A 20,212-nucleotide genomic window follows, 5' to 3' on the forward strand; every position below is an offset into this window, starting at 1 on the left:
TCTGCCTTTATTTTCAAATATAGTATTGATGTTAAAATTACACCCATACATATTTATTCTAGTTTTGTTGCTTGTTCAATGTAAAAGACAGGAAAGCACTTTGGTTGAGGAAGATAGGGGCCTGGCCAGATATATAAACCCCTTTATATGCACTTCCAATGATCATGGACAAACAGATGTGGCTGCGGGTGTACCTTTTGGAATGATTAAACCTTGTCCTGATACAGAGCCCATAGCACACTCAGGTTATGATTACAGTGCCAAAGAAATAATAGGGTTTTCAAATACTAGATTTTCAGGGGTAGGGTGTCGGGGTGTTGGGGGGAACCTAAGGATATTTCCCTTTGTTGCCTCGCAATCAGATTCAATACCTACCAGAGTAACTTACTCAAAGAATAGTGAAAGAGCTGTACCCGGGGCTTATGCCGTACTCTTGGATAACGGTGTTAAAGCAGAACTTACAGGCACAAGACAAGTTGGATACCATAAATATACATTCCCCAAGTCAAAGTTTTCTGGTTTAACAATTGATTTGGCAAGCTCTTATGTTGGCCACATTGCAGAGGAACATACCATTTTGGATAATGGCGTAATAGCCGGCAAAGTAACCAGTGTTAATGTATGCAGAAAAGGGCAATATACATTTTATTATGCCATTAGTTTTAATAAGGAAATTACAAGTGTTTCAGAGCAAAATTCTAAATTGACTTTTTCTTTTTCAACAAAAAATGATGAAGCTGTTCAATTACTCTGTGCATTATCTGCAGTGAGTGAAGAAAATGCACAAAATACCTTGGGAAAAGCTTTGGATACCTCTTTTGAAGACGTAAAGAAATCTGCCTACAGGCAGTGGAACAAGGTCATGGGTAACGTGCAGGTGGAAACAGGTAATGATACTTTAAAAGAACTTTTTTATACACATTTATATCATGCAACACAATCCCCATTTATTATAAATGATGATAACGGAAATTATAGGGGCAGTGACGGGAAACTATATAATAGCCATCAAAATTATTATCACGGATGGTCTATATGGGACACATTTAGAACCAAATTACCACTTTTTTCATTGGTATATCCCGAAAGATATTCAGAAATATTAAGTTCCTTAAAACAGTTATATAAGCAAGGGAAACCTGACTGGGCCACAGAAACAGAGCCGTTTTTAACAATAAGAACGGAACATGCCATTTTGGTTTTACTGGAAGCCTATAAAAAAGGACAATTACCATTTTCCCTGGGAAGTATTTATGCAGAATTAAAAGAAGAGGCTGAGACTTTGCCTTTTAAATCACCGGATAATGTCTTGGAATCGAGTTTAGATTTATGGGCACTTTCCCAAATTTCAAAGGAATTGGGGTATCTGGATGATCATAAAGCATACAAAGACAGGGCTTTTGAATATAAGACTTTGTGGAAAGAGAAGTTTCTCATGATGGACGAAGACGCCGATGTCATGCATGGGGATGGTTTATATGAAGGGACCTTATGGCAATACCGCTGGTTTGTTCCATTTGATATGGAAGGTATACAAAATATGGTTGGAGGACAACAAGTGTTCGAAAGCCAATTGGATTATTTTTTCGATAATGAGCTTTTTAATATAGGAAACCAACCTGATATTCAGGTGCCATACCTTTATAATTATACGGACTCACCGTGGAAAACACAGGCACTCATCCATAAACTGTTAAATACAAAAACTAATAATTGGTATGGGACGCACGAAAAGTTTGAAAAGCCAATTTTCAAAAAAATATTTACCAATACACCAGATGGTTACATACGGGAAATGGATGACGATGCAGGTACCATGTCCTCTTGGTATGTATGGTCTACCATGGGATTATATCCCATATTTCCCGGAAGTACGGAATTAGCTTTAACAACACCACAGTTTGATAAGATAACCATTCAAACAAAAGACAAACCATTGCAGATAATAGCCAATGGCTTATCATCTGAAAATATATATATACAACAGGTAACTTGGAATGGAGCAGAAATCAATACTGCCATAGTAGACTTCAATATGATCTCTAAGGGAGGTATTCTGAGATTTGAATTGGGAGATAAGCCTAATAAACATTGGGGTAAAAACAAATAAACTATGTTAAAAAGGTCAAAATATTTAAAACATACGGTACTGGTTTTATGCAGTATTATATTCTTGAGTGGATGTAAGGAATCAACAAAAGAAGAAGTAACAGCAAAACCAAAAACCGTAGAACCGTATATAAAGAAAACTGATAATGCGGAATACCTTGTAACTGAATACGGCGCAAAAGGCGATGGTGTTTCCTTAAACACGTCCGTTTTACAAAAATTAATAGATACGGTTAACAGTAAGGGAGGAGGAACACTTGTGTTTCCTAAAGGAGATTACCTAACCGGAAGTTTGAGTATGAAGAGCAGTGTTAGCCTTTACCTAAAAGAAGGCGCAGTGCTTTTGGGGAGTACAAACCCGCTTCACTATGAAAATGTAGAAATGCATGGGCGGCCCGATGCCCCAAAGAAAGATGATAACTCACAAATGGCACTCTTGGTAGCCTATAAGGCACATAACTTTAAAATTTATGGCCAGGGTAAAATTGACGGACAAGGATTAAAATTGGCCTTGGCAGTGGATAGTTTGCATCATGCGGGTATTAAGATTGACCCTAAATACAATTATAGGCGTATGAGGACAAATGAAACGGCCAGACCTAAGTTGTTTCGTTTTTCATCTTGCAAAAACGTGGAGCTATTGGATTTAAATCTTCATAATGGTTCCTGTTGGGGGCTGTCTTTTGAATTGTGCAGAAATTTAAGATTCGATAATTTAAAAATTGTAAACCGCGCCTATTGGAACAATGACGGTATGGATATTACCGATTGTAAAAACGTACAAGTAACCAATTGCGATGTGGATGCAGCAGATGATGGTATTTGTTTAAAATCGTATTATCCGGAGACATTTAATGACAGCATTTATATTGCCAATTGTACGGTTAGGAGTAGCGCCAGTGCCATAAAATTTGGAACAGCTTCTTACGGCGGTTTTAAAAATGTCACAATTGAGAATATAGAAGTCTTTGATACCTTTCGTTCAGCCATAGCCATTGAAAGCGTTGACGGTGGTGTCATTGAAAATATTAAAGTATCCAATATTGTAGCAAAAAATACCGGCAATGCCATTTTCATCAGATTGGGCCATAGAGCAGGTGATAAACCTGGAATTGTAAAGAATATTCATATTAAGGATATGAAGGTTCAAATACCCTTTGGAAGACCGGATATAGACTATGATTTACGCGGACCTGAAGTGAATTTCTTTCACAACCCTTTCCCTTCCTCTATAGTTGGAATTCCGGATCATAATATTGAAAATGTACGTATTGAAAATGTTGAAATTACCTATCCGGGTCGCTCCTCTAAAGGAATGGCTTATGTCCCATTATCAAGACTAAATCAGGTTCCTGAAAAAATAAAGGACTATCCCGAGTTTTCTATGTTTGGAGAACTACCATCCTGGGGGTTTTATGTACGTCACGTAAACAACATAACATTTAAAAATGTAAGGCTCAACTTAGAGAATACCGATTATCGTCCAGCCTATGTATTGGACGATGTAAAGGGAATTAGCTTTGAAAATATCAAAATTCCGCAAACATTGCATAAACAAATTGTATTAAAAAACACAGGGTCCATAAGCAGTAATCCTAATATGGATAACACCATATTCAAAACCCAATAGAGCCATGAAACGAACACGTTTATACATAAAATCATTGCTGTTAATTCTGTTTGTGGTCTCATGCAATTCAAATAAAGAAGAACGGGCAAACCAAGATCTTGTTTCACAGGAGGCATACCTGTCTGAAATGGTATATCCTACTTTAGATACAGAGAATTCCAGATGGTTTTTTTTCTCATCTGCCTGTCGGCCTTTCGGGATGGTTAACCTGAATCCGGATACAGAGATAGATGGTGCTTGGGGTAGTGGCTATAGATATAAAACAGATACTATTAAGGGGTTTAGTCATATACACGCCTGGCAAATTTCTGGTGTATCGGTAATGCCAGTTACAATACCCGAATCCCATAGTTCCGGTATATTCTCTGATTTTTATTCAAAATTTAAGCATGAAAATGAAGAAATTACACCAGGATATCACAAAGTAGAGTTGGATCGGTATAAAATAAAGGCCGAATTAACCAGTACAAAACGTGTTGGTTTTCACAAATATACATATCCCGAAAATACAAATAAGCATATTCTTTTCAATTTAAATACTATACTCGGCCCCTGCGAAAATGGTGATGGGGAATTAGTACAACTTAACGAAACAGAATTTGCCGGTTCGGTAATAGCCTATCCAACAAAGCGCAGACCAAAACCACTTAAGATATACTTTAAAGTAGTGCTGAATAAACCGGTTGACGCTTTAATAAGAGACGAAAAAACAAAAAACTACGCATTAAGTTTTAAAGATTTTGATGGCGCACTATTAATGAAGATAGGTATTTCATATACCTCTTTGGAAAATGCTGCTTTAAACATACAAAAAGAGTTGCCGCATTGGGACTTTGAAGGCACTATTAAGGACTCCAGGGAAGCATGGAGCGATTTACTTGGTAGAATAGTTGTTGAAGGGGGGACGGATACGTCTAAGCAACGGTTTTATACAGACTTATGGCACGCGCTTCAAGGTAGAAGAATTATTAGTGATGTAAATGGAGCGTACCCTGACAATACTAGAGACACATTTAAAATTGGGCAGTTACCATTAGACGAAAAAGGAATCCCGTTATTTAACCATTATAACTCTGATGCCCTTTGGGGAGCTCAATGGACGCTAAATACACTTTGGGGGCTGGTTTATCCGGAAATATACGAAGAGTTTGTGCTTTCCTTTTTGCAATACTACAAGGATGGCGGTTTAGTGCCAAGAGGACCTTCGGGAGGAAATTATACTTATGTAATGACTGGAAATCCAGCAACGCCTTTTTTTGTTAGTGCTATCCAGAAAGGGATTATAAAGAGTAATCATGAATATATATATCAGGCATTAAAGAAGAACCATCTTTCCGGAGGTATTATGGAAAAGGCAGGGTATGAGCATAATACCTTTAAGGGAGGTGGCTTGCAGCACTATTTGAAAGAAGGTTTCGTGCCACATCCGAATCCTCAAGGTAAGTTTGGGATACATCAAGATGGTGCAGGACTTACTTTGGAGTATGCTTATCAAGATTGGACCTTGGCCCAATTGGCAAAAAAACTGGGGCATCAAGAAGACCATGCCTACTTTGTAAAGCGTAGCAAAAACTATCACAACGTATTTAACAAGGAATCAGGCTGGATGAGAGCCAAAGATTCTAATGAGCAGTGGATTAGCCCTTTTGATCCCTATCAATATGAAAATGGGTTTATCGAGTCTAACGCAGCGCAATCTACATGGTTTGTGCCTCACGACCTGCAAGGATTAGCATTGCTTATGGGGGGAATGGATAAAGCTATTGAAAAATTAAATGAACAGTTTAAACAGGCTGATTTATTGGGGTTCACTTCTGGCAGTTCCCATGCCGTGGAAGGCCATCCCGAGTATAGAAGGATCCCAATTAATTACGGTAACCAACCATCTATTCAAACGGCCTTTGTATTTAGTGGTTTGTCCAGGCCCGATTTAACGCAATATTGGTCAAGAAAAGTAGCTACAACAGTTTTTGGAGGGCTTTCACCAGCAACCGGCTATAATGGAGATGAAGACCAAGGGCTCATGGGAAGCCTTGCTGTTTTAATGAAAATTGGCCTTTTTCAGGTGAATGGTGGAACTGATGATAATCCGGAATACCAAATAGGAAGCCCTGGTTTTGATAAAGTAACCATTCAATTAAACCCGGATTATTATAGCGGAAAAACGCTAGTCATTAAGGCGGAGAACAATAGTGAAGACAATGTTTATGTAAACCATATCCATTTTAATGATAAAGCTATAAACGACTATAAAATTGATCACAAACAATTGACCAATGGTGGTCTCTTAAATCTTAAAATGTCGAATAATAAATAAGCTACCTCAATGAGTACTAAAACAGTGTTAATCCATATACAACTAGTGCTTATAATCGTTCTATTGTGTGGCTGTAGTCAGGAAAAGGCCGTATATAATATTGTGAATTTTGGGGCTGTTGGAGATGGTCAAACATTAAATACCCAAAGCATTCAAAAGGCTATTGACCAAGCGCATCAAAATGGAGGTGGAAAAGTTATTGTTCCCTCAGGAACATTTTTATCGGGAACCCTTTTTTTAAAAAGCAACGTCAATCTTCATTTGGAGATAGGGGCTATACTTTTGGGGTCTCCCCATATTGAAGATTATACGGAACTATCCTGGGGACATAATAAAGACCGTCAACCATGGCACTTAATTTACGCTGATTCAATTTCCAATGTGGCCATAACGGGTTTAGGCACCATCGATGGAAATGGAGAACATTTTTGGGAAGCTTATGAAAAAGATGATAATGATAATATGGTGGTTCCCAGATGGATTAAAGCTAAAGAGCAGAAGGTAAGTCCGTTAATTGATATTAACCATTCCGAACGTATTACCATAAAAGATATTACAGTAAAAACTGGAGGCGGTTGGAATATCCATTTATTCAATTCAAAAATAGCAACTATAAATAGCGTTAAGGTTATTAATAACATTTATAGCCCGAACTCCGATGGTATTGATTTAACTGGCTGTAGCGATATTACGGTTTCAGACTGTTTTATAAAAACATGTGACGATGCCATTGTTATAAAAACCGTTGCAGATAGTAATGAATCGGAACGTATTTCGGTTTCAAACTGTGTCATGGAAACCTTGTGCGTTGGTATTAAGTTAGGAGCCGGAGAATCCTATAAGGACATGCGTGATATTAGTTTTTCTAATTGTGTGTTTAATGGAACCTCGCGTTTTTTTGGACTGTATTCAAAAAACGGTGCCGTTATCGAAAATATCGTGGTTAATAATTTAACCGGAAATACAAATGCTAAATTGGTGTATAACAGACCCATTCAACTAATGGTGGAGAAAAATGGCAAAGGTGAGGTAGGAGGGATAAGGAATGTCATTATTTCGAATGTGGCCGCTCATACAGACGGAAGGATATTAATGACATCAGATCCTGATGGTTTTTTGGAAGACATATATTTTAGGGATGTCATTTTAACCTATCCCCGAATTGAAGACCCCGCAAGCATGATTGAAGGAGCCAGGAGTAACCAATTTCCAAGAGTGTCGGAGTTTAAAGAAGCAGGGGCCGCTAGAGCTGTTTTTGTAGCCGAAAATGTTTCTAATCTGGTATTGGATAATGTAAAACTAAATTGGCCAACAGCTAATGTGCCTTTAAACTGGCAGCACCCGGAAAGAATTGAAAACGGAACCACCAGAGTACATAAACCAGATTATACAAACCCCAGAGAGACCGAATTCTCGGTGTTATGGGCTAAAAATGTTCAGGGAGGTTATTTAGATGCCGTTCTTGCAGCCCCTTCAAATATTAGCCTGCCTAAATACAATTTAAATGCATCCACTATACGAATTAAAAATTAAGATTATGAAAAAAGTATGTGTAACACCGTGCATCCTTTTGGCCTTTATAATCATTACAGTTTTTAGTTGTAAAGAGCATCCAACAAGCCCTGGTTACAATGTGCTTGAATTTGGAGCTATTGGGGATGGTATAACATTAAATACCGGGGCTATTCAAGAAGCCATAGATAAGTGTCATGAAGCAGGAGGCGGACAGGTAATTATCCCATCAGGAACCTTTCTATCCGGTACTATTACATTAAAGGATAACGTGAAAATACATTTTGAAAATGGAGCCACTTTACTGGCCAGTGAAAACCACGATGATTTCCCTAGGCAAATACAACCTGAATACCGTTCTCAAAAGGATATTGGTGGCTGGTATGCTCTAATCTATGCCCATAAAGTAAAAAATATAGCCATTACGGGGCATGGTATTGTTGACGGACAAGGTGCAAAACAAAAACCAAGGCCATATGAAGCTGGTGGTGATAAAGACGGCAGACCAAGAAATATTCTATTTATTAGTTGTTCTGAGGTTGTGGTTAAGGATATTTATCTAAAAAACTCCGGAATATGGAATCAGCATTACCTTAATTGTGAGGATGTATTGGTTGATGGTATTAAAGTTTGGAATCACGGCAATAGAAACAATGATGGTATTGATATCGATGGATGCAGGCGGTTTGTTTTAGCCAATAGTATCTTTGATTCAGATGATGATGCTATTTGCTTAAAAAGTACAGGAACATCACCCTGCGAAGATGTTGTAATAACAAATTGTATAGCCAGTAGTTATTGCAATGGCATAAAAATGGGAACGGAATCAACCGGAGGTTTTAAAAATATTAATATAAACAATTGCATAGTGAAACCCACAAGATGTGAAACACCTCCAACTGGCAATAAGTTTGGTATAGGTATTACCGGTTTGTCCCTTGAAATTGTGGATGGAGGTACAATGGAAGGTGTTACGGTGAGTAATCTAACTATTAACGGTACCATGTGTCCTATTTACATTAGGTTAGGAGGAAGAAGTAGAAAGCATATTGCCGAAGCTCCGGAACCTCAAATAGGAACTTTGAGAAATGTTACCATTAGCAATATTACAGCCTATAATAGTGGTAATTGGGCCTGTTCTATTACAGGGATTCCAGACCACAAAGTCGAAAATATCCGATTAGATAATATCAATATTATTCAAAAAGGAGGCCTAAAGAAAGGGGACTATTTAGCTACATTGAATGATGTAAAAGAAGATATAAAAGGGTATCCCCAACCAACTGTTTGGAAAAAGCTGCCGTGCTCCGGCATGTTTATTCGCCATGCCAAGGATATTTCGGTGACAAATTTTTCATTAAACACATTGGAACCAGACCCCAGGCCCGTTTTTTTGGCCGACGATGTTGAAGGTCTAAGAATTAATACTGTAAATGTTGGAGCAAATTGTAATCAAAAAGAGCTTTTGGTTAAAAACAATGTTTCAAACTCAAAAATTAAATTCTAAATGAATTTCAGAGTAATAACAATTTTATTGGTTGTGCTAATAATATGGTCCTGTGAAAAGCAAGAACCTAAAAACATTATTGATTATGTAAACCCTATGATAGGAACGGATGGTTTAGGGCATACCTTTCCTGGCGCAACCACGCCGTTTGGAATGGTACAGTTAAGCCCCTCTGAGGATATAGAAGAATGGGATTATTGTTCGGGGTACCATTATAAATCAACTTCATTAAAAGGCTTTGCTCATACACATTTTAGTGGAACTGGCCTAACAGGTTTGGGAGACTTTTTATTTATTCCTACAACGGGAGACTTAAAATTGAAACCCGGAACCATGGAAAATCCAGATAAAGGATATAGGTCGCGGTTTTCCCATGAAAATGAAAAAGCTTCGGTTGGCTATTATCAGGTTTTATTGGATGATTACAATGTAAATGTAGAATTAACAACCACACCTAGGGTAGGAGTTCATAGATACACTTTTAAGGAAGATGGGATTCACAGGATTCTAATCGACCCAACACACAACACAAGGGGGCAAACCAAATTAACTGAGTTAAAGGTGCTTTCCAATAATTCAATACAAGGAATGAAACATGCTTTTGATGCTTCGTGTGGAAATAGAAAGGTTTATTTCTATGCTGAATTTTCGAAGCCATTTTCTAAATCAGACATGGCCATTGACGATATCATAATTGGAAAAATTAATGAAAGTGCTTTTAAAAACACCAAAGCTGTGTTTGAGTTTGAGGGTACGCCTAATGAACAGGTAGAGGTTTACGTGGCCATTTCTTTTGTGAGTTATGATGGAGCCAAAGCCAACTTCGAGGCAGAAGTTAGAGGTAAAGGTTTCAATGAAGTTCATAAAGAAGCCATAGCCTTATGGGAAGATAAAATAGACCGTATAGAAATTGAAGCAACGCCTGAGCAAAAGACCATTTTTTATACAGCCATGTATCACAATTTTATAGCCCCGAACATTATTTCAGATGTTAACGGTGATTATATTGTTGAGGGTAAACGATATCATTCTCCAAAACAGACTCAGTATAGTAATTTCTCAACTTGGGACACCTTTAGGGCTACACATCCACTTTGGTCTATAATTGACCAGGAAACCAATAAAAAAATGGTGAATGTGCTGCTATCCAGATTTACCGATACCAAAACAGGGCTAGCCCTTTGGGAAGCTTTAGGCCATGATAATTATTGTATGCCGGGATACCCCGGAATTTCAGCAATGGCAGAAGCAGCCTTAAAACATCCAGAAGGTTTGGATGTAGATTTAATCTATGAGAGTATAAGGGAAACGGCTTTTAGAGATGGCGGCAGTAGTGTTAATTATGGATCGGATAATGGTGTGCGTTATTATGTGAATTATGGTTTTGTCCCTGCCGAAGTGGGATGTGGCGTAACAAAAACAACCGAAAACAATTATTACGATTTTGCCATTGCCCAATTAGCAGAGAAGCTGGGGAAAAAAGAAGATGCCCAATACTTTAAAAAACGAAGTTTAGGCTATAGGAATTTATATAATCCCACAACAAAATATTTATGGCCTAGGCAGTCATCCGGAAGATTTATAGAGATGGATACCACACATTGGGATGGTTTGGTTCATAATTATGTTTCTGGGAATATATGGGCATATTCGGCCTATACACCTCATGATATGTTGGGGGCCATAAACTTATTTGGTGATAATGATAGCTACTCCAAATGGTTAGACGATATGATTAATAACCCAATAGAGATGCAAGGTGAAGAACATGTAGATATAGCTGGATTTATAGGTAAGTACAGTCATGGTGATGAGCCTGGACATCAAATTCCTTATCTATATAATTTTGCTGGCAAACCTTGGAAAACACAGGAATTGGTAAGAAGGGTCATGACAGAGATGTATTCCCATCATTTAGATGGCATGGTGAATAATGAGGATTGCGGACAAATGTCTGCCTGGTACATCCTTTCGGGAATGGGATTCTACCCCGTGGCACCGGCAGATATGAATTATTATTTGGGTTCGCCGTCCTTCCCGAAATCTGTAATAAAATTAGAGAACGGAAAAACCTTTACCGTATTGGCAAATAATGTTTCAGAAAAGAATAAGTACATCCAATCTGTGACATTGAACGGGAAGTCCATAGACAAGATTTTTATTAAGCATCAAGACGTCTCAAATGGAGGCGAGTTGATTTTTGAAATGGGGCCAAAGCCTAACAAGGAATGGGCATCAACAAAAGAAGCCTTGCCACAATATCAAAAAGAGCTATTGGCATATAAAACGAAACCAATGGCCTGTTATACCCCTTTTATAAAGGATGAAGTATTTAGGTTTGGCAAGCAATTGAAAATTGAGCTAATATCAAATAATAAAAACGATCAAATTTATTATACTTTAGATGGAAATGACCCTACCCAAAATTCGTATTTGTATACAGGACCTTTTTCTGTAAATAAATCGACACAAATTAAAGCGGTTTCTTTTCAAGAAGGGTTTGAGCCTAGTCCCGTTTTCTCAAAATCCATCGTAAAATCAATTTTTGAAGGTTTAGAAAAGGGCTATCCAAAAATAACTTTCGATAATATTCCTGAAAAGTATGGAGAAAAAGATGGTAGCCAATTAATAGATTTAATAGAGGCTTCTACTACCTTTTCCGATAGAAAATGGACAGGGGTAAACAATAAAGACCTCATCATAAATTTAGACTTAGGTAAAGTCTGTGAATTCAGTTCCATAAAGTTAAATACCCTTACTTCTACAAAAAAGTGGCGTTTTCCTCCAAAAAGTATTTCAGTATTTATAAAAGATGATTTAGGAAGTTATAAACTAATTAAAAAAGAGTCCTACCAAAAGCTGAAAGCTGGTCAAAAGCAAATAATCCATCATAGTTTAAAATTCAAGAAGGTAAAAGCACAACATATTAAGCTGGAAGTTGAAAACTATGGTGAATTACCAAAATGGCATGAAGGCGCAGGCAAATCTCCTTGGATTTTTGTTGATGAGTTAAATGTCGAGTAATTAAATATTAAATGATGCAAATTTTAGGATTTATGAAAAAAATAATTGCAGGACTTGGTATAATTATATTAACAGTCTGTTGTAAAGGCAACAATGTAATTAAAATTAGCAATACAAATTACGAATTGGCATTTTCAGATGAATTTGATGAACAATCATTAAAAACAGATATTTGGGATTATCGCACGGATAGTAAACATTGGAGTACGCAAAAAAAAGAAAATGTCGAGGTAAAAGATGGGTTTCTATATCTTAATCTTAAAAAAGAAAAATCATTAGATAAAGAATATACAGGAGCCGGTTTGATATCCAAAAAAAAATTTAAATATGGGTATTATGAAGCAAGATTAAAAACTCCTTTTGGAGGTGGGTGGCATACATCGTTCTGGTTAATGACTCATGATGGTTCTGGTGGCACTAACACCAATGTAGCTACGATAGAGATTGATATTTTAGAAAATGATTCCAAAGACCGAAAGGGATACCATGTAAACTTGCACAAATGGTACGACGGTCATAAAGATTATATTGGAAAACATGTTGAAGCTTTTGGTATAGATGAAAAATTTCAGGTTTTAGCATGCGAATATACCCCAGAGTATGTTAGGTACTATTTAAATGGAGAAGTAGTACGTGAAATAAATATTAAAGATTTAAATCACAGTGGTTTAAATATTTGGCTCACGAGTATTGCCTCCTTTTTAGGGGGAACAGAATCTGTAGATGATACAAAATTACCATCATCTGCCATATTTGATTATGTCAGATATTATAAACCAGTAAAGTAAAAAGAACAATGTATATGGCAAGCAGAAGGAATTTTATAAAAAATACAACATTGGCTACGGTAGGACTTTCCACCTTAAATAGTCCAGCATTAAATTGGGTAATGACTTATCAAGAGTTTAAATCGAATAGACCAGCCATAGCTGACCGAACATTTACAAGTATAGCGGTTGAGAAAACAATAAAAAAGGTAAAGAAAGGCATAGATAGCCTAGAATTGTCATGGATGTTTGAAAACTGTTTTCCAAATACTTTGGATACCACAGTAGATTTTGAATATATCGACGGCAAACCGGATTCGTATATTATTACAGGTGATATTGACGCCATGTGGTTACGTGATTCAACAGCACAGATTTGGCCCTACCTTCCATTAATCAAGGAAGAAAAAAAGTTAGCCGATTTGTTTAAAGGACTAATAAATCGCCAAACAAAATGCATCAATCTGGATCCCTATGCAAATTCCTTTTTGAAAGATTTTAACAGGGAAACGCATTGGAAAAATGATGAACCAATGCCACGCCCGGGTGTTCACGAACGTAAATGGGAGATTGACTCATTGTGTTATGCCGTGCGTTTGGCACATGGTTATTATAAGGAAACGGGGGATACTTCAATTTTTGATTCAGACTGGGATAATGCAGCGCGTTTAATAGTAGAGGTGTTTAAAACCGAACAGCGAAAGGATGGGGAAACTCCTTATTATTTTAGACGTTTAAGGTGGAATAACAATATTGTGGCACCATTTAAAGGAAAAGGAAGGCCAATGAAACCCGTTGGGTTGATCGCTTCAGCCTTCCGTCCTTCAGATGATGGTTGTATGTATCCGTTCCTAATTCCTTCCAATTTATTTGCAGTAGAATCATTAGCGCAATTAAGCGAGATCTACAAAGAGGTTTTACACGATACAGCATTTGCAAATGAGTGTGAAGCTTTTTCAAAAGAAGTATTGGAAGCTATTAACCAATATGCCATTGCTGAACATTTGGATTATGGAAAAATTTACGCTTATGAGGTAGATGGTTATGGCAATAAAGTCTTTATTGATGACCCAAACATTCCTTCCTTAATAGCAATGAAATATTTGAACAAGAAAAAGTATTATCAACCGGAAGTATATCAAAATACGCGTAAATACTTGTTAAGTGCCGATAACCCGTACTATTTTAAAGGTAAAGCTGGAGAAGGACAAGGTGGGCCTCATGCAGGGTTAGATACCATTTGGCCAATGGGTATTATTTTAAGAGCCATGACCAGCGAAGATGATAATGAAATTGTTTGGTGTATCAAACAATTAATGAAAACCCATGATAATACAGGTTTTATGCATGAAACATTTAACAAAGATGATGCTTCTAAATTCTCTAGAAAATGGTTTGCATGGGCCAATACCTTGTTTGGTGAGTTGATTGTAAAACTGTATAATGAAAAACCAGCGTTGCTGAAATCCATTTAAAGTGAACGGTAAAATATTCATAGCGGTTATTTTAAGTGTTATGCTTTTGGCTTGTTCAAATAACACAGGAAAGGCTCAGAAGTTAAACGACATTCAGGTAATAGGTAGCCACAATTCTTATAAAATGGCTATTGAGGGACCGCTATGGGATTATCTGTATACTCAAGATTCTTCTGGAGCAAAGTCATTGCAATACGACCATATTCCAATTGAAAAACAGCTTGATTTAGGATTGAGAAACCTGGAATTGGATGTGTTTTACGACCCGGAAGGCGGGCGTTTTTCAAATCCAAAAGGACTCGAAATAGTGAAAGCCTCGGGTAAAGCTCCTTTAGCTTTCGATGTGTCAGGGAAATTAGCCCAACCGGGATTAAAGCTGTTTCATATACAGGATATTGATTTTAGAAGTCATTATTTATTATTTAAGGACTGCCTAAAGGCACTTAAAAATTGGTCTGAAACGCATCCAAACCATACTCCTGTTTTCATTTTAATGAATACAAAAGATAAAGTAATAGATGGTTTAACGCCACCTTTATCGTTTACAAAAAGGGCCTATGATGATTTGGATAATGAAATTCGTTCCGTATTTTCAAACGACCAATTAATAACACCGGATGACGTACGTGGCCATTACAATACTTTAGAAGAAGCCGTTTTAACCAAAGGTTGGCCAAATTTGGAAACCTCTAAAGGGAAGTTTCTTTTTGTTTTGGATGAGAAAGCGGAGAAAATTGGCAGGTACTTGGAGGGGCACCCTGCCTTAAAAGGTCGCGTGCTTTTTGCAAATAGTAAGGAGGGAAACCCGGAAGCGGCCTTCAGGATTATAAATAATCCCATTAAGGATTTTGACTATATTCAACAGTTGGTTGCCAAAGGTTATATGGTACGTACAAGAGCTGATGCCGGTACTAAAGAAGCGCGTACCAACGATTACTCCAAGTTTATAAAAGCCAAGGCCTCAGGGGCTCAGGTTATTTCAACAGACTATTATATCCCCACAGGTTTATTCCCGTCTACTTTCAAAGTAAGTTTTGAAGACGGTACCTACGAGCGCATAAAAAATTAGATTATGTATAAATATGCTTTACTAATATTAGGGCTTCAGTTGGCATTTTCGCAACAACAACAGTTTTTAGTTGTAGATAATAACAAGCAAGCGAGCATACTAATCGATAAGCAAGATGCAAAAGTAGTAGAGATTGCGGCCCATATTTTTGCTGCTGATGTGCTTAATATAACGGGCACAAAGCCTTTGATAACTACAAAAAAGCCAAAATCAAACTCGTTGATAATAGCAGGAACATTAGGAAACAACCGGTGGATTGATACCATGGTTTCAAATGGGAAAGTGAGCATAGAAGCAATTAAATCAAAATGGGAAAGCTATAATATACAGATTGTTAATAATCCAATAAAAGGCGTAAAGGAGGCTTTGGTAATTATTGGTAGCGATAGAAGGGGAACTGCTTATGGGATATTGGAGTTATCCAGAATGATGGGCGTTTCCCCCTGGGAATGGTGGGCCGATGTAACGCCAAATAAAAAAGAAAAAGTAGTCTTAAATATAAACAACAAAACTTATGGAAGCCCTTCAGTTAAATACCGTGGTATTTTTTTAAATGATGAAGACTGGGGACTGCAACGTTGGGCAGCCTTAAATTATGAACCGGAAACTGGGGATATCGGACCAAAAACCTATGCAAAAGTATTTGAGTTATTATTGCGTTTAAGAGCCAATACCATTTGGCCTGCCATGCATAAATGCACAAAAGCATTTTACCATTACCCCAAAAATAAAGAAGTAGCAGATCAATATGCCATTGTGGTTGGTAGTTCACACGCAGAACCTATGCTTTGTAATATTAATGCGGAATGGAACCATGATGAGATGGGGGATTACCGTTACGATACAAATTCAGAATCTATAAGAACATTATTCGAGAAGCGTGCTAAAGAAACAAAAAATTACGAAGGTATTTATACCGTTGGTATGAGAGGAGAGCACGATTCACCTATGATTGTAGGCGAAGACAATACAGATTCACAAGTAAAACTCTTGGAAAAAGTCATAACAGATCAAAGAGTCATCCTTAAAGCGAATACAAAAAAAGGCGTTGCCAAGCCACAAGCATTTGTGCCCTATAAAGAGGTGCTTCATTATTACCAAAACGGATTAAATCTACCTGAAGATGTTAGCTTGGTCTGGACAGATGATAATTATGGATATATTCGACAACTAAGTAACCCCGAAGAACAAAAGAGGTCAGGAGGGGCAGGCGTTTATTATCATACATCTTATTGGGGAAGGCCACATGATTATTTATGGTTAAACTCCACAAATCCCGTGTTGATGTGGGAGGAAATGTCTAAGGCATTTGAGTTTCAATCCAGGGATATTTGGATCCTAAACTGTGGAGACATTAAACCGCATGAGTACAATATAGAACTGTTTTTAGATATGGCCTGGAATATGAGCGCATTTAAAGACAGTAAATCGGTTAAACAGCATCATACGGCATGGGCTTCACGTGAGTTTGGAAAAAAACATGCCAAAGAGATAACAGATCTGATGTTTAAAAACAATACCCTGGCATTTAAACGTCGACCGGAATTTATGGCCTGGAGCCAGGTAGAACCAGTCACCAAGGCAGGAAAAATGGAATTGACGCAATACCATTATGGCGATGAGGTATCCAAAAGAATTCATGATTATCAAAAATTGATAGATAAGGTTGACTATTTAAAACCAAAAATACCGGCTAATAGACAAGATGCTTTTTACCAATTAATCTATTACCCGGTGGTTGGAGCATCAAGTTTAAATCATAAATGGTTATACACTTACAAAAATGAATTTGTTGCCGACCAGGGACGGGCTAGTGCCAATTATTTTGCTGAAAAAGCCTATAAAGCTTTTAAACGCATTCAAACGGAAACTGATTATTTTAACAATACATTGCAAGCAGGCAAGTGGCATCATATCATGAGTGCATCCCCAAGACATTTGCCGGTGTTTTCCAGGCCCACGGCTACTATGCCTCTGAGTAAGGAAAGTACTGCACTCGGAATAGCTTTAGAAAGCTACCAAATGGAGGTAAACCAGTCCATTATTAATTCCTATGCCGATGTACTGCCAGTTTTTAATAGCTATACAAAAAACAGCTACTATGTAGATGTGTTTTTAAAAGGTGAAGGAAGTGTAGCTTGGGAAGCAAAGCCCAGGGCAGATTGGATAATACTATCAAAAACCTCGGGAACATTAAACGTCAATAACCTAGAAGAACGCCTTTGGGTAACCATAGATTGGGAACAAGTACCAAAAGGTGAAGACAAAAAAGAAGCGCCTTTAGGACATGACTATCAGTTAATTCCGCCAAGTTATAAGGTGAATTCGGCCATTGATTTTTTAAGTGGCGATGCCCATACGACCATTGGAGTTTCAGTATTTAATCCGAAGCTTCAAGACTTGGAGAATTATAAAGGTTTTGTTGAAGATAAGGGCTACGTATCCATAAACGCAGAGCAATATTCAAGAAAGTATGATGGTAAGGAGGCCTCTTGGAATATTTTGGAAGGTATTGGATATTCAGGACAAGTTAGTGTGGCCTTACCCAGAACAGCGGATTCACAAGTGAGTATTTCAGATATTATAAGCAAAAGCCCTTCATTGGAATATGATTTTTATTCATTTAACTTTGGAGAAGCAGCTGTTTATGTGCAGGCGGTACCAACGCATGCATTTCATAAAGGAAAAGGTGTAAGATGTGCCGTTGCTATTGATGATGCAGAGCCTGTAATTATGGATTTTCAAACGTTTGGAAGAAGTGATATTTGGAAACAAAATGTATTGAAGAATGCTTCAGTTAAATCCGCTAGACAAATAGTAAATAAAGCAGGTAAGCATAATTTGAAGATTTGGATGGTAGACCCAGGAGTCATGATCGATCAGATATTAATTGATTTGGGAGGCTGGAAATCCTCGTATGCCTTTCCGCCGGAAACAAAAATGTAAATTTGGGTAATCATATGAAACATACCATCATAATTATTAGTGTTAGTTGGCTTTTAGTTTCATGTATACCGAAACATGAGCTTAGTAAAAACAGCTTGCAGATAGCCTTTATGGCAGATGTACATTTGCAGGATATTTATGGGGAATTTCAAGACTCACATTATGAGGGCGTAAAAAACCCGAAGACGGGCAAATTTACCTTAGCACGTACTATGAAATCGCAACTGCAGTCCACAAGGCTTTTTAACGAAAATTATTTTGCCTTTATAGCGGCTTTAGATGATGTTGTTTCACGAGGTATAAGGTACGTAGTTTTACCGGGCGATTTTAGTGATGACGGACAACTTTTAAATATCAGAGGATTAAGGGAGATTTTAAATACCTATTCGGAGCGACACAACATAAAATTTATAGCCACAACGGGTAATCATGACCCGGTTCGCCCATTCTTTCAAGATGCGGGGAAGCCGGATTTTTTGGGAGCAGGAGGGAAGCAACAGCCCATTTATAGTAAAGAAGGTATGTATGTTGCTAAAGACACCTTAAGCTTACCGGTTGTCATTTCAAAAGATATAGCCAAGTTGGGGTATGACCAGATTTTAGGTGAATTAAGTGCCTTTGGGTTTTTCCCAAAAAAAACAGACGTTTACTGGGAAACACCGTTTTCATCATATGCCTATGAAAATTATAAATTTCAAGAAGCTTTACAGCAGTCCGAATTATCACAAAGGCAATATAAAATACCGCCAATTAATTCATTAATGCCAGATGTAAGTTATTTGGTAGAACCTGGAGAAAATTTATGGTTTTTAGCCATTGATGCCAATGTATATGTGCCTAAGGAAAACATTAAGAACAAGGAATTAAATCCCATTAGTTATCATAGTGCCAGCATAGGATATAATAATGTGTTAACCCATAAAAAGCATTTGATTCCTTGGGTACACTCGGTGACTAATCGTGCTGAGCAGTTAGGCAAAACATTAATAGTATTCAGTCATTATCCAATGGTTGAATTTAATGATGGAGCATCGAAGAAAATACGATCATTTTTTGGAAATAAAAAAATGCAACTACACCGTGTGCCTCATGACGATGTAGCTGACGCATTTACCGAAGCAGGTGTTAACGTTCATTTTGGGGGACACATGCATATTAATGATACAGGTATAAGAACAACTAAAAAAGGACAGACGATAATCAACATTCAAATACCATCGTTGGCCGCTTATATTCCCGCCTATAAAATACTAACAGTGCATTCAAATACTGAGTTTGAAATCGAAACGGTGGTAATGGATTCCGTTCCGGGATTTAATAATCTTTTCCCTTTGTATGCAAAGGAATATGAATATTTACAAAGCGTCAATGATTCTAAGATTTGGAACAAGGACGTATTAAAGGCGCAAACTTATAAAGAGTTTACCCAATGGCATTTAAAGGAATTGGTCAGGCTTAGGTTTTTACCCAATGATTGGCCGCCAGAATTTTTGGGCACTTTTTCCCAATCTACTGGCAGGGACTTGCTGCTATTGGACACTGCCTTAGATGTCGATGTATTAAATAAAACATTAAAGGATAAAGGCCTGGTTTTAGACGATTTTGGCACTTGGACAGGCTTTGATATGATTTTTGACTTTTACCGTTTAAGAAGTGCCGATGAATTGGCAATACCCGATATTGGTTTAAAACAATTGGAACAATATAAAATAGTGTGTGATAAATTAAAGCAATCAGGCCACAGTCAATTTCAATTGTGGAGTGCTATTTTTAAAAGGACGACTAATGGACAACCATCTAATCATTTTACAATAGATTTAAAATCCAATACCATTCAACAAGTTTCTGCCGAATAA

General features: G+C 37.3%; 11 protein-coding genes. All 11 read left to right on the forward strand.

Annotated features, from left to right (window positions below; all coding sequences use genetic code 11):
• Nucleotides 1-28 precede the first annotated feature (28 nt).
• The 11 genes from Q0983_RS10135 to Q0983_RS10185 are packed head-to-tail and all read left to right on the forward strand — an operon-like array spanning nt 29 to nt 20,212.
• Nucleotides 29-2,110 carry a GH92 family glycosyl hydrolase gene (locus tag Q0983_RS10135; protein WP_299552265.1) on the forward strand — a complete coding sequence of 694 codons (2,082 nt, stop codon included), beginning with the start codon at nt 29-31 and terminating at the stop codon, nt 2,108-2,110.
• A gap of 3 nt (nt 2,111-2,113) precedes the next feature.
• On the forward strand, nt 2,114-3,739 hold the full coding sequence (locus tag Q0983_RS10140; protein WP_299552268.1) for a glycosyl hydrolase family 28 protein: 1,626 nt from the start codon (nt 2,114-2,116) through the stop codon (nt 3,737-3,739).
• Between the two features lie 4 nt (nt 3,740-3,743).
• Entirely contained in the window at nt 3,744-6,056 is a 2,313-nt protein-coding gene (locus Q0983_RS10145) for a GH92 family glycosyl hydrolase (RefSeq protein ID WP_299552271.1), read from the forward strand.
• A 9-nt stretch (nt 6,057-6,065) separates the two neighbouring features.
• On the forward strand, nt 6,066-7,589 hold the full coding sequence (locus Q0983_RS10150; protein WP_299552274.1) for a glycosyl hydrolase family 28 protein: 1,524 nt from the start codon (nt 6,066-6,068) through the stop codon (nt 7,587-7,589).
• A gap of 4 nt (nt 7,590-7,593) precedes the next feature.
• A complete protein-coding gene (locus Q0983_RS10155) occupies nt 7,594-9,075 on the forward strand; it encodes a glycosyl hydrolase family 28 protein (RefSeq protein WP_299552277.1) in 1,482 nt (493 codons plus the stop codon).
• Complete coding sequence (locus tag Q0983_RS10160) at nt 9,076-12,099, forward strand: GH92 family glycosyl hydrolase (RefSeq protein ID WP_299552280.1); 3,024 nt, start codon at nt 9,076-9,078, stop codon at nt 12,097-12,099.
• Nucleotides 12,100-12,131: 32 nt separating this feature from the next.
• Nucleotides 12,132-12,887: a glycoside hydrolase family 16 protein gene (locus Q0983_RS10165; RefSeq protein ID WP_299552283.1), complete on the forward strand. Its 756-nt coding sequence runs from the start codon at nt 12,132-12,134 to the stop codon at nt 12,885-12,887.
• Nucleotides 12,888-12,901: 14 nt separating this feature from the next.
• The gene (locus tag Q0983_RS10170) at nt 12,902-14,341 is read left to right on the forward strand and encodes a glycoside hydrolase family 125 protein (protein WP_299552286.1); all 1,440 of its coding nucleotides are present in this window, start codon (nt 12,902-12,904) and stop codon (nt 14,339-14,341) included.
• 1 nt (nt 14,342) lies between these two features.
• Complete coding sequence (locus tag Q0983_RS10175) at nt 14,343-15,410, forward strand: phosphatidylinositol-specific phospholipase C1-like protein (protein WP_299552290.1); 1,068 nt, start codon at nt 14,343-14,345, stop codon at nt 15,408-15,410.
• Between the two features lie 3 nt (nt 15,411-15,413).
• Nucleotides 15,414-18,356, forward strand: a complete 2,943-nt coding sequence (locus tag Q0983_RS10180) for a glycosyl hydrolase 115 family protein (protein ID WP_299552293.1) — start codon at nt 15,414-15,416, stop codon at nt 18,354-18,356.
• Nucleotides 18,357-18,370: 14 nt separating this feature from the next.
• Nucleotides 18,371-20,212 (forward strand): metallophosphoesterase, encoded by a 1,842-nt coding sequence (locus Q0983_RS10185; protein ID WP_299552295.1) that lies wholly within the window; start codon nt 18,371-18,373, stop codon nt 20,210-20,212.

The sequence above is a fragment of the Seonamhaeicola sp. genome, from assembly GCF_028281565.1.
Lineage (GTDB): Bacteria > Bacteroidota > Bacteroidia > Flavobacteriales > Flavobacteriaceae > Seonamhaeicola.

Coding starts and splice junctions, on each gene's coding strand:
- Q0983_RS10135 (WP_299552265.1), top strand. CDS start 29: ATGTTAAAATTACACCCATACATATTTATTCTAGTTTTGTTGCTTGTT.
- Q0983_RS10140 (WP_299552268.1), top strand. CDS start 2,114: ATGTTAAAAAGGTCAAAATATTTAAAACATACGGTACTGGTTTTATGC.
- Q0983_RS10145 (WP_299552271.1), top strand. CDS start 3,744: ATGAAACGAACACGTTTATACATAAAATCATTGCTGTTAATTCTGTTT.
- Q0983_RS10150 (WP_299552274.1), top strand. CDS start 6,066: ATGAGTACTAAAACAGTGTTAATCCATATACAACTAGTGCTTATAATC.
- Q0983_RS10155 (WP_299552277.1), top strand. CDS start 7,594: ATGAAAAAAGTATGTGTAACACCGTGCATCCTTTTGGCCTTTATAATC.
- Q0983_RS10160 (WP_299552280.1), top strand. CDS start 9,076: ATGAATTTCAGAGTAATAACAATTTTATTGGTTGTGCTAATAATATGG.
- Q0983_RS10165 (WP_299552283.1), top strand. CDS start 12,132: ATGAAAAAAATAATTGCAGGACTTGGTATAATTATATTAACAGTCTGT.
- Q0983_RS10170 (WP_299552286.1), top strand. CDS start 12,902: ATGGCAAGCAGAAGGAATTTTATAAAAAATACAACATTGGCTACGGTA.
- Q0983_RS10180 (WP_299552293.1), top strand. CDS start 15,414: ATGTATAAATATGCTTTACTAATATTAGGGCTTCAGTTGGCATTTTCG.
- Q0983_RS10185 (WP_299552295.1), top strand. CDS start 18,371: ATGAAACATACCATCATAATTATTAGTGTTAGTTGGCTTTTAGTTTCA.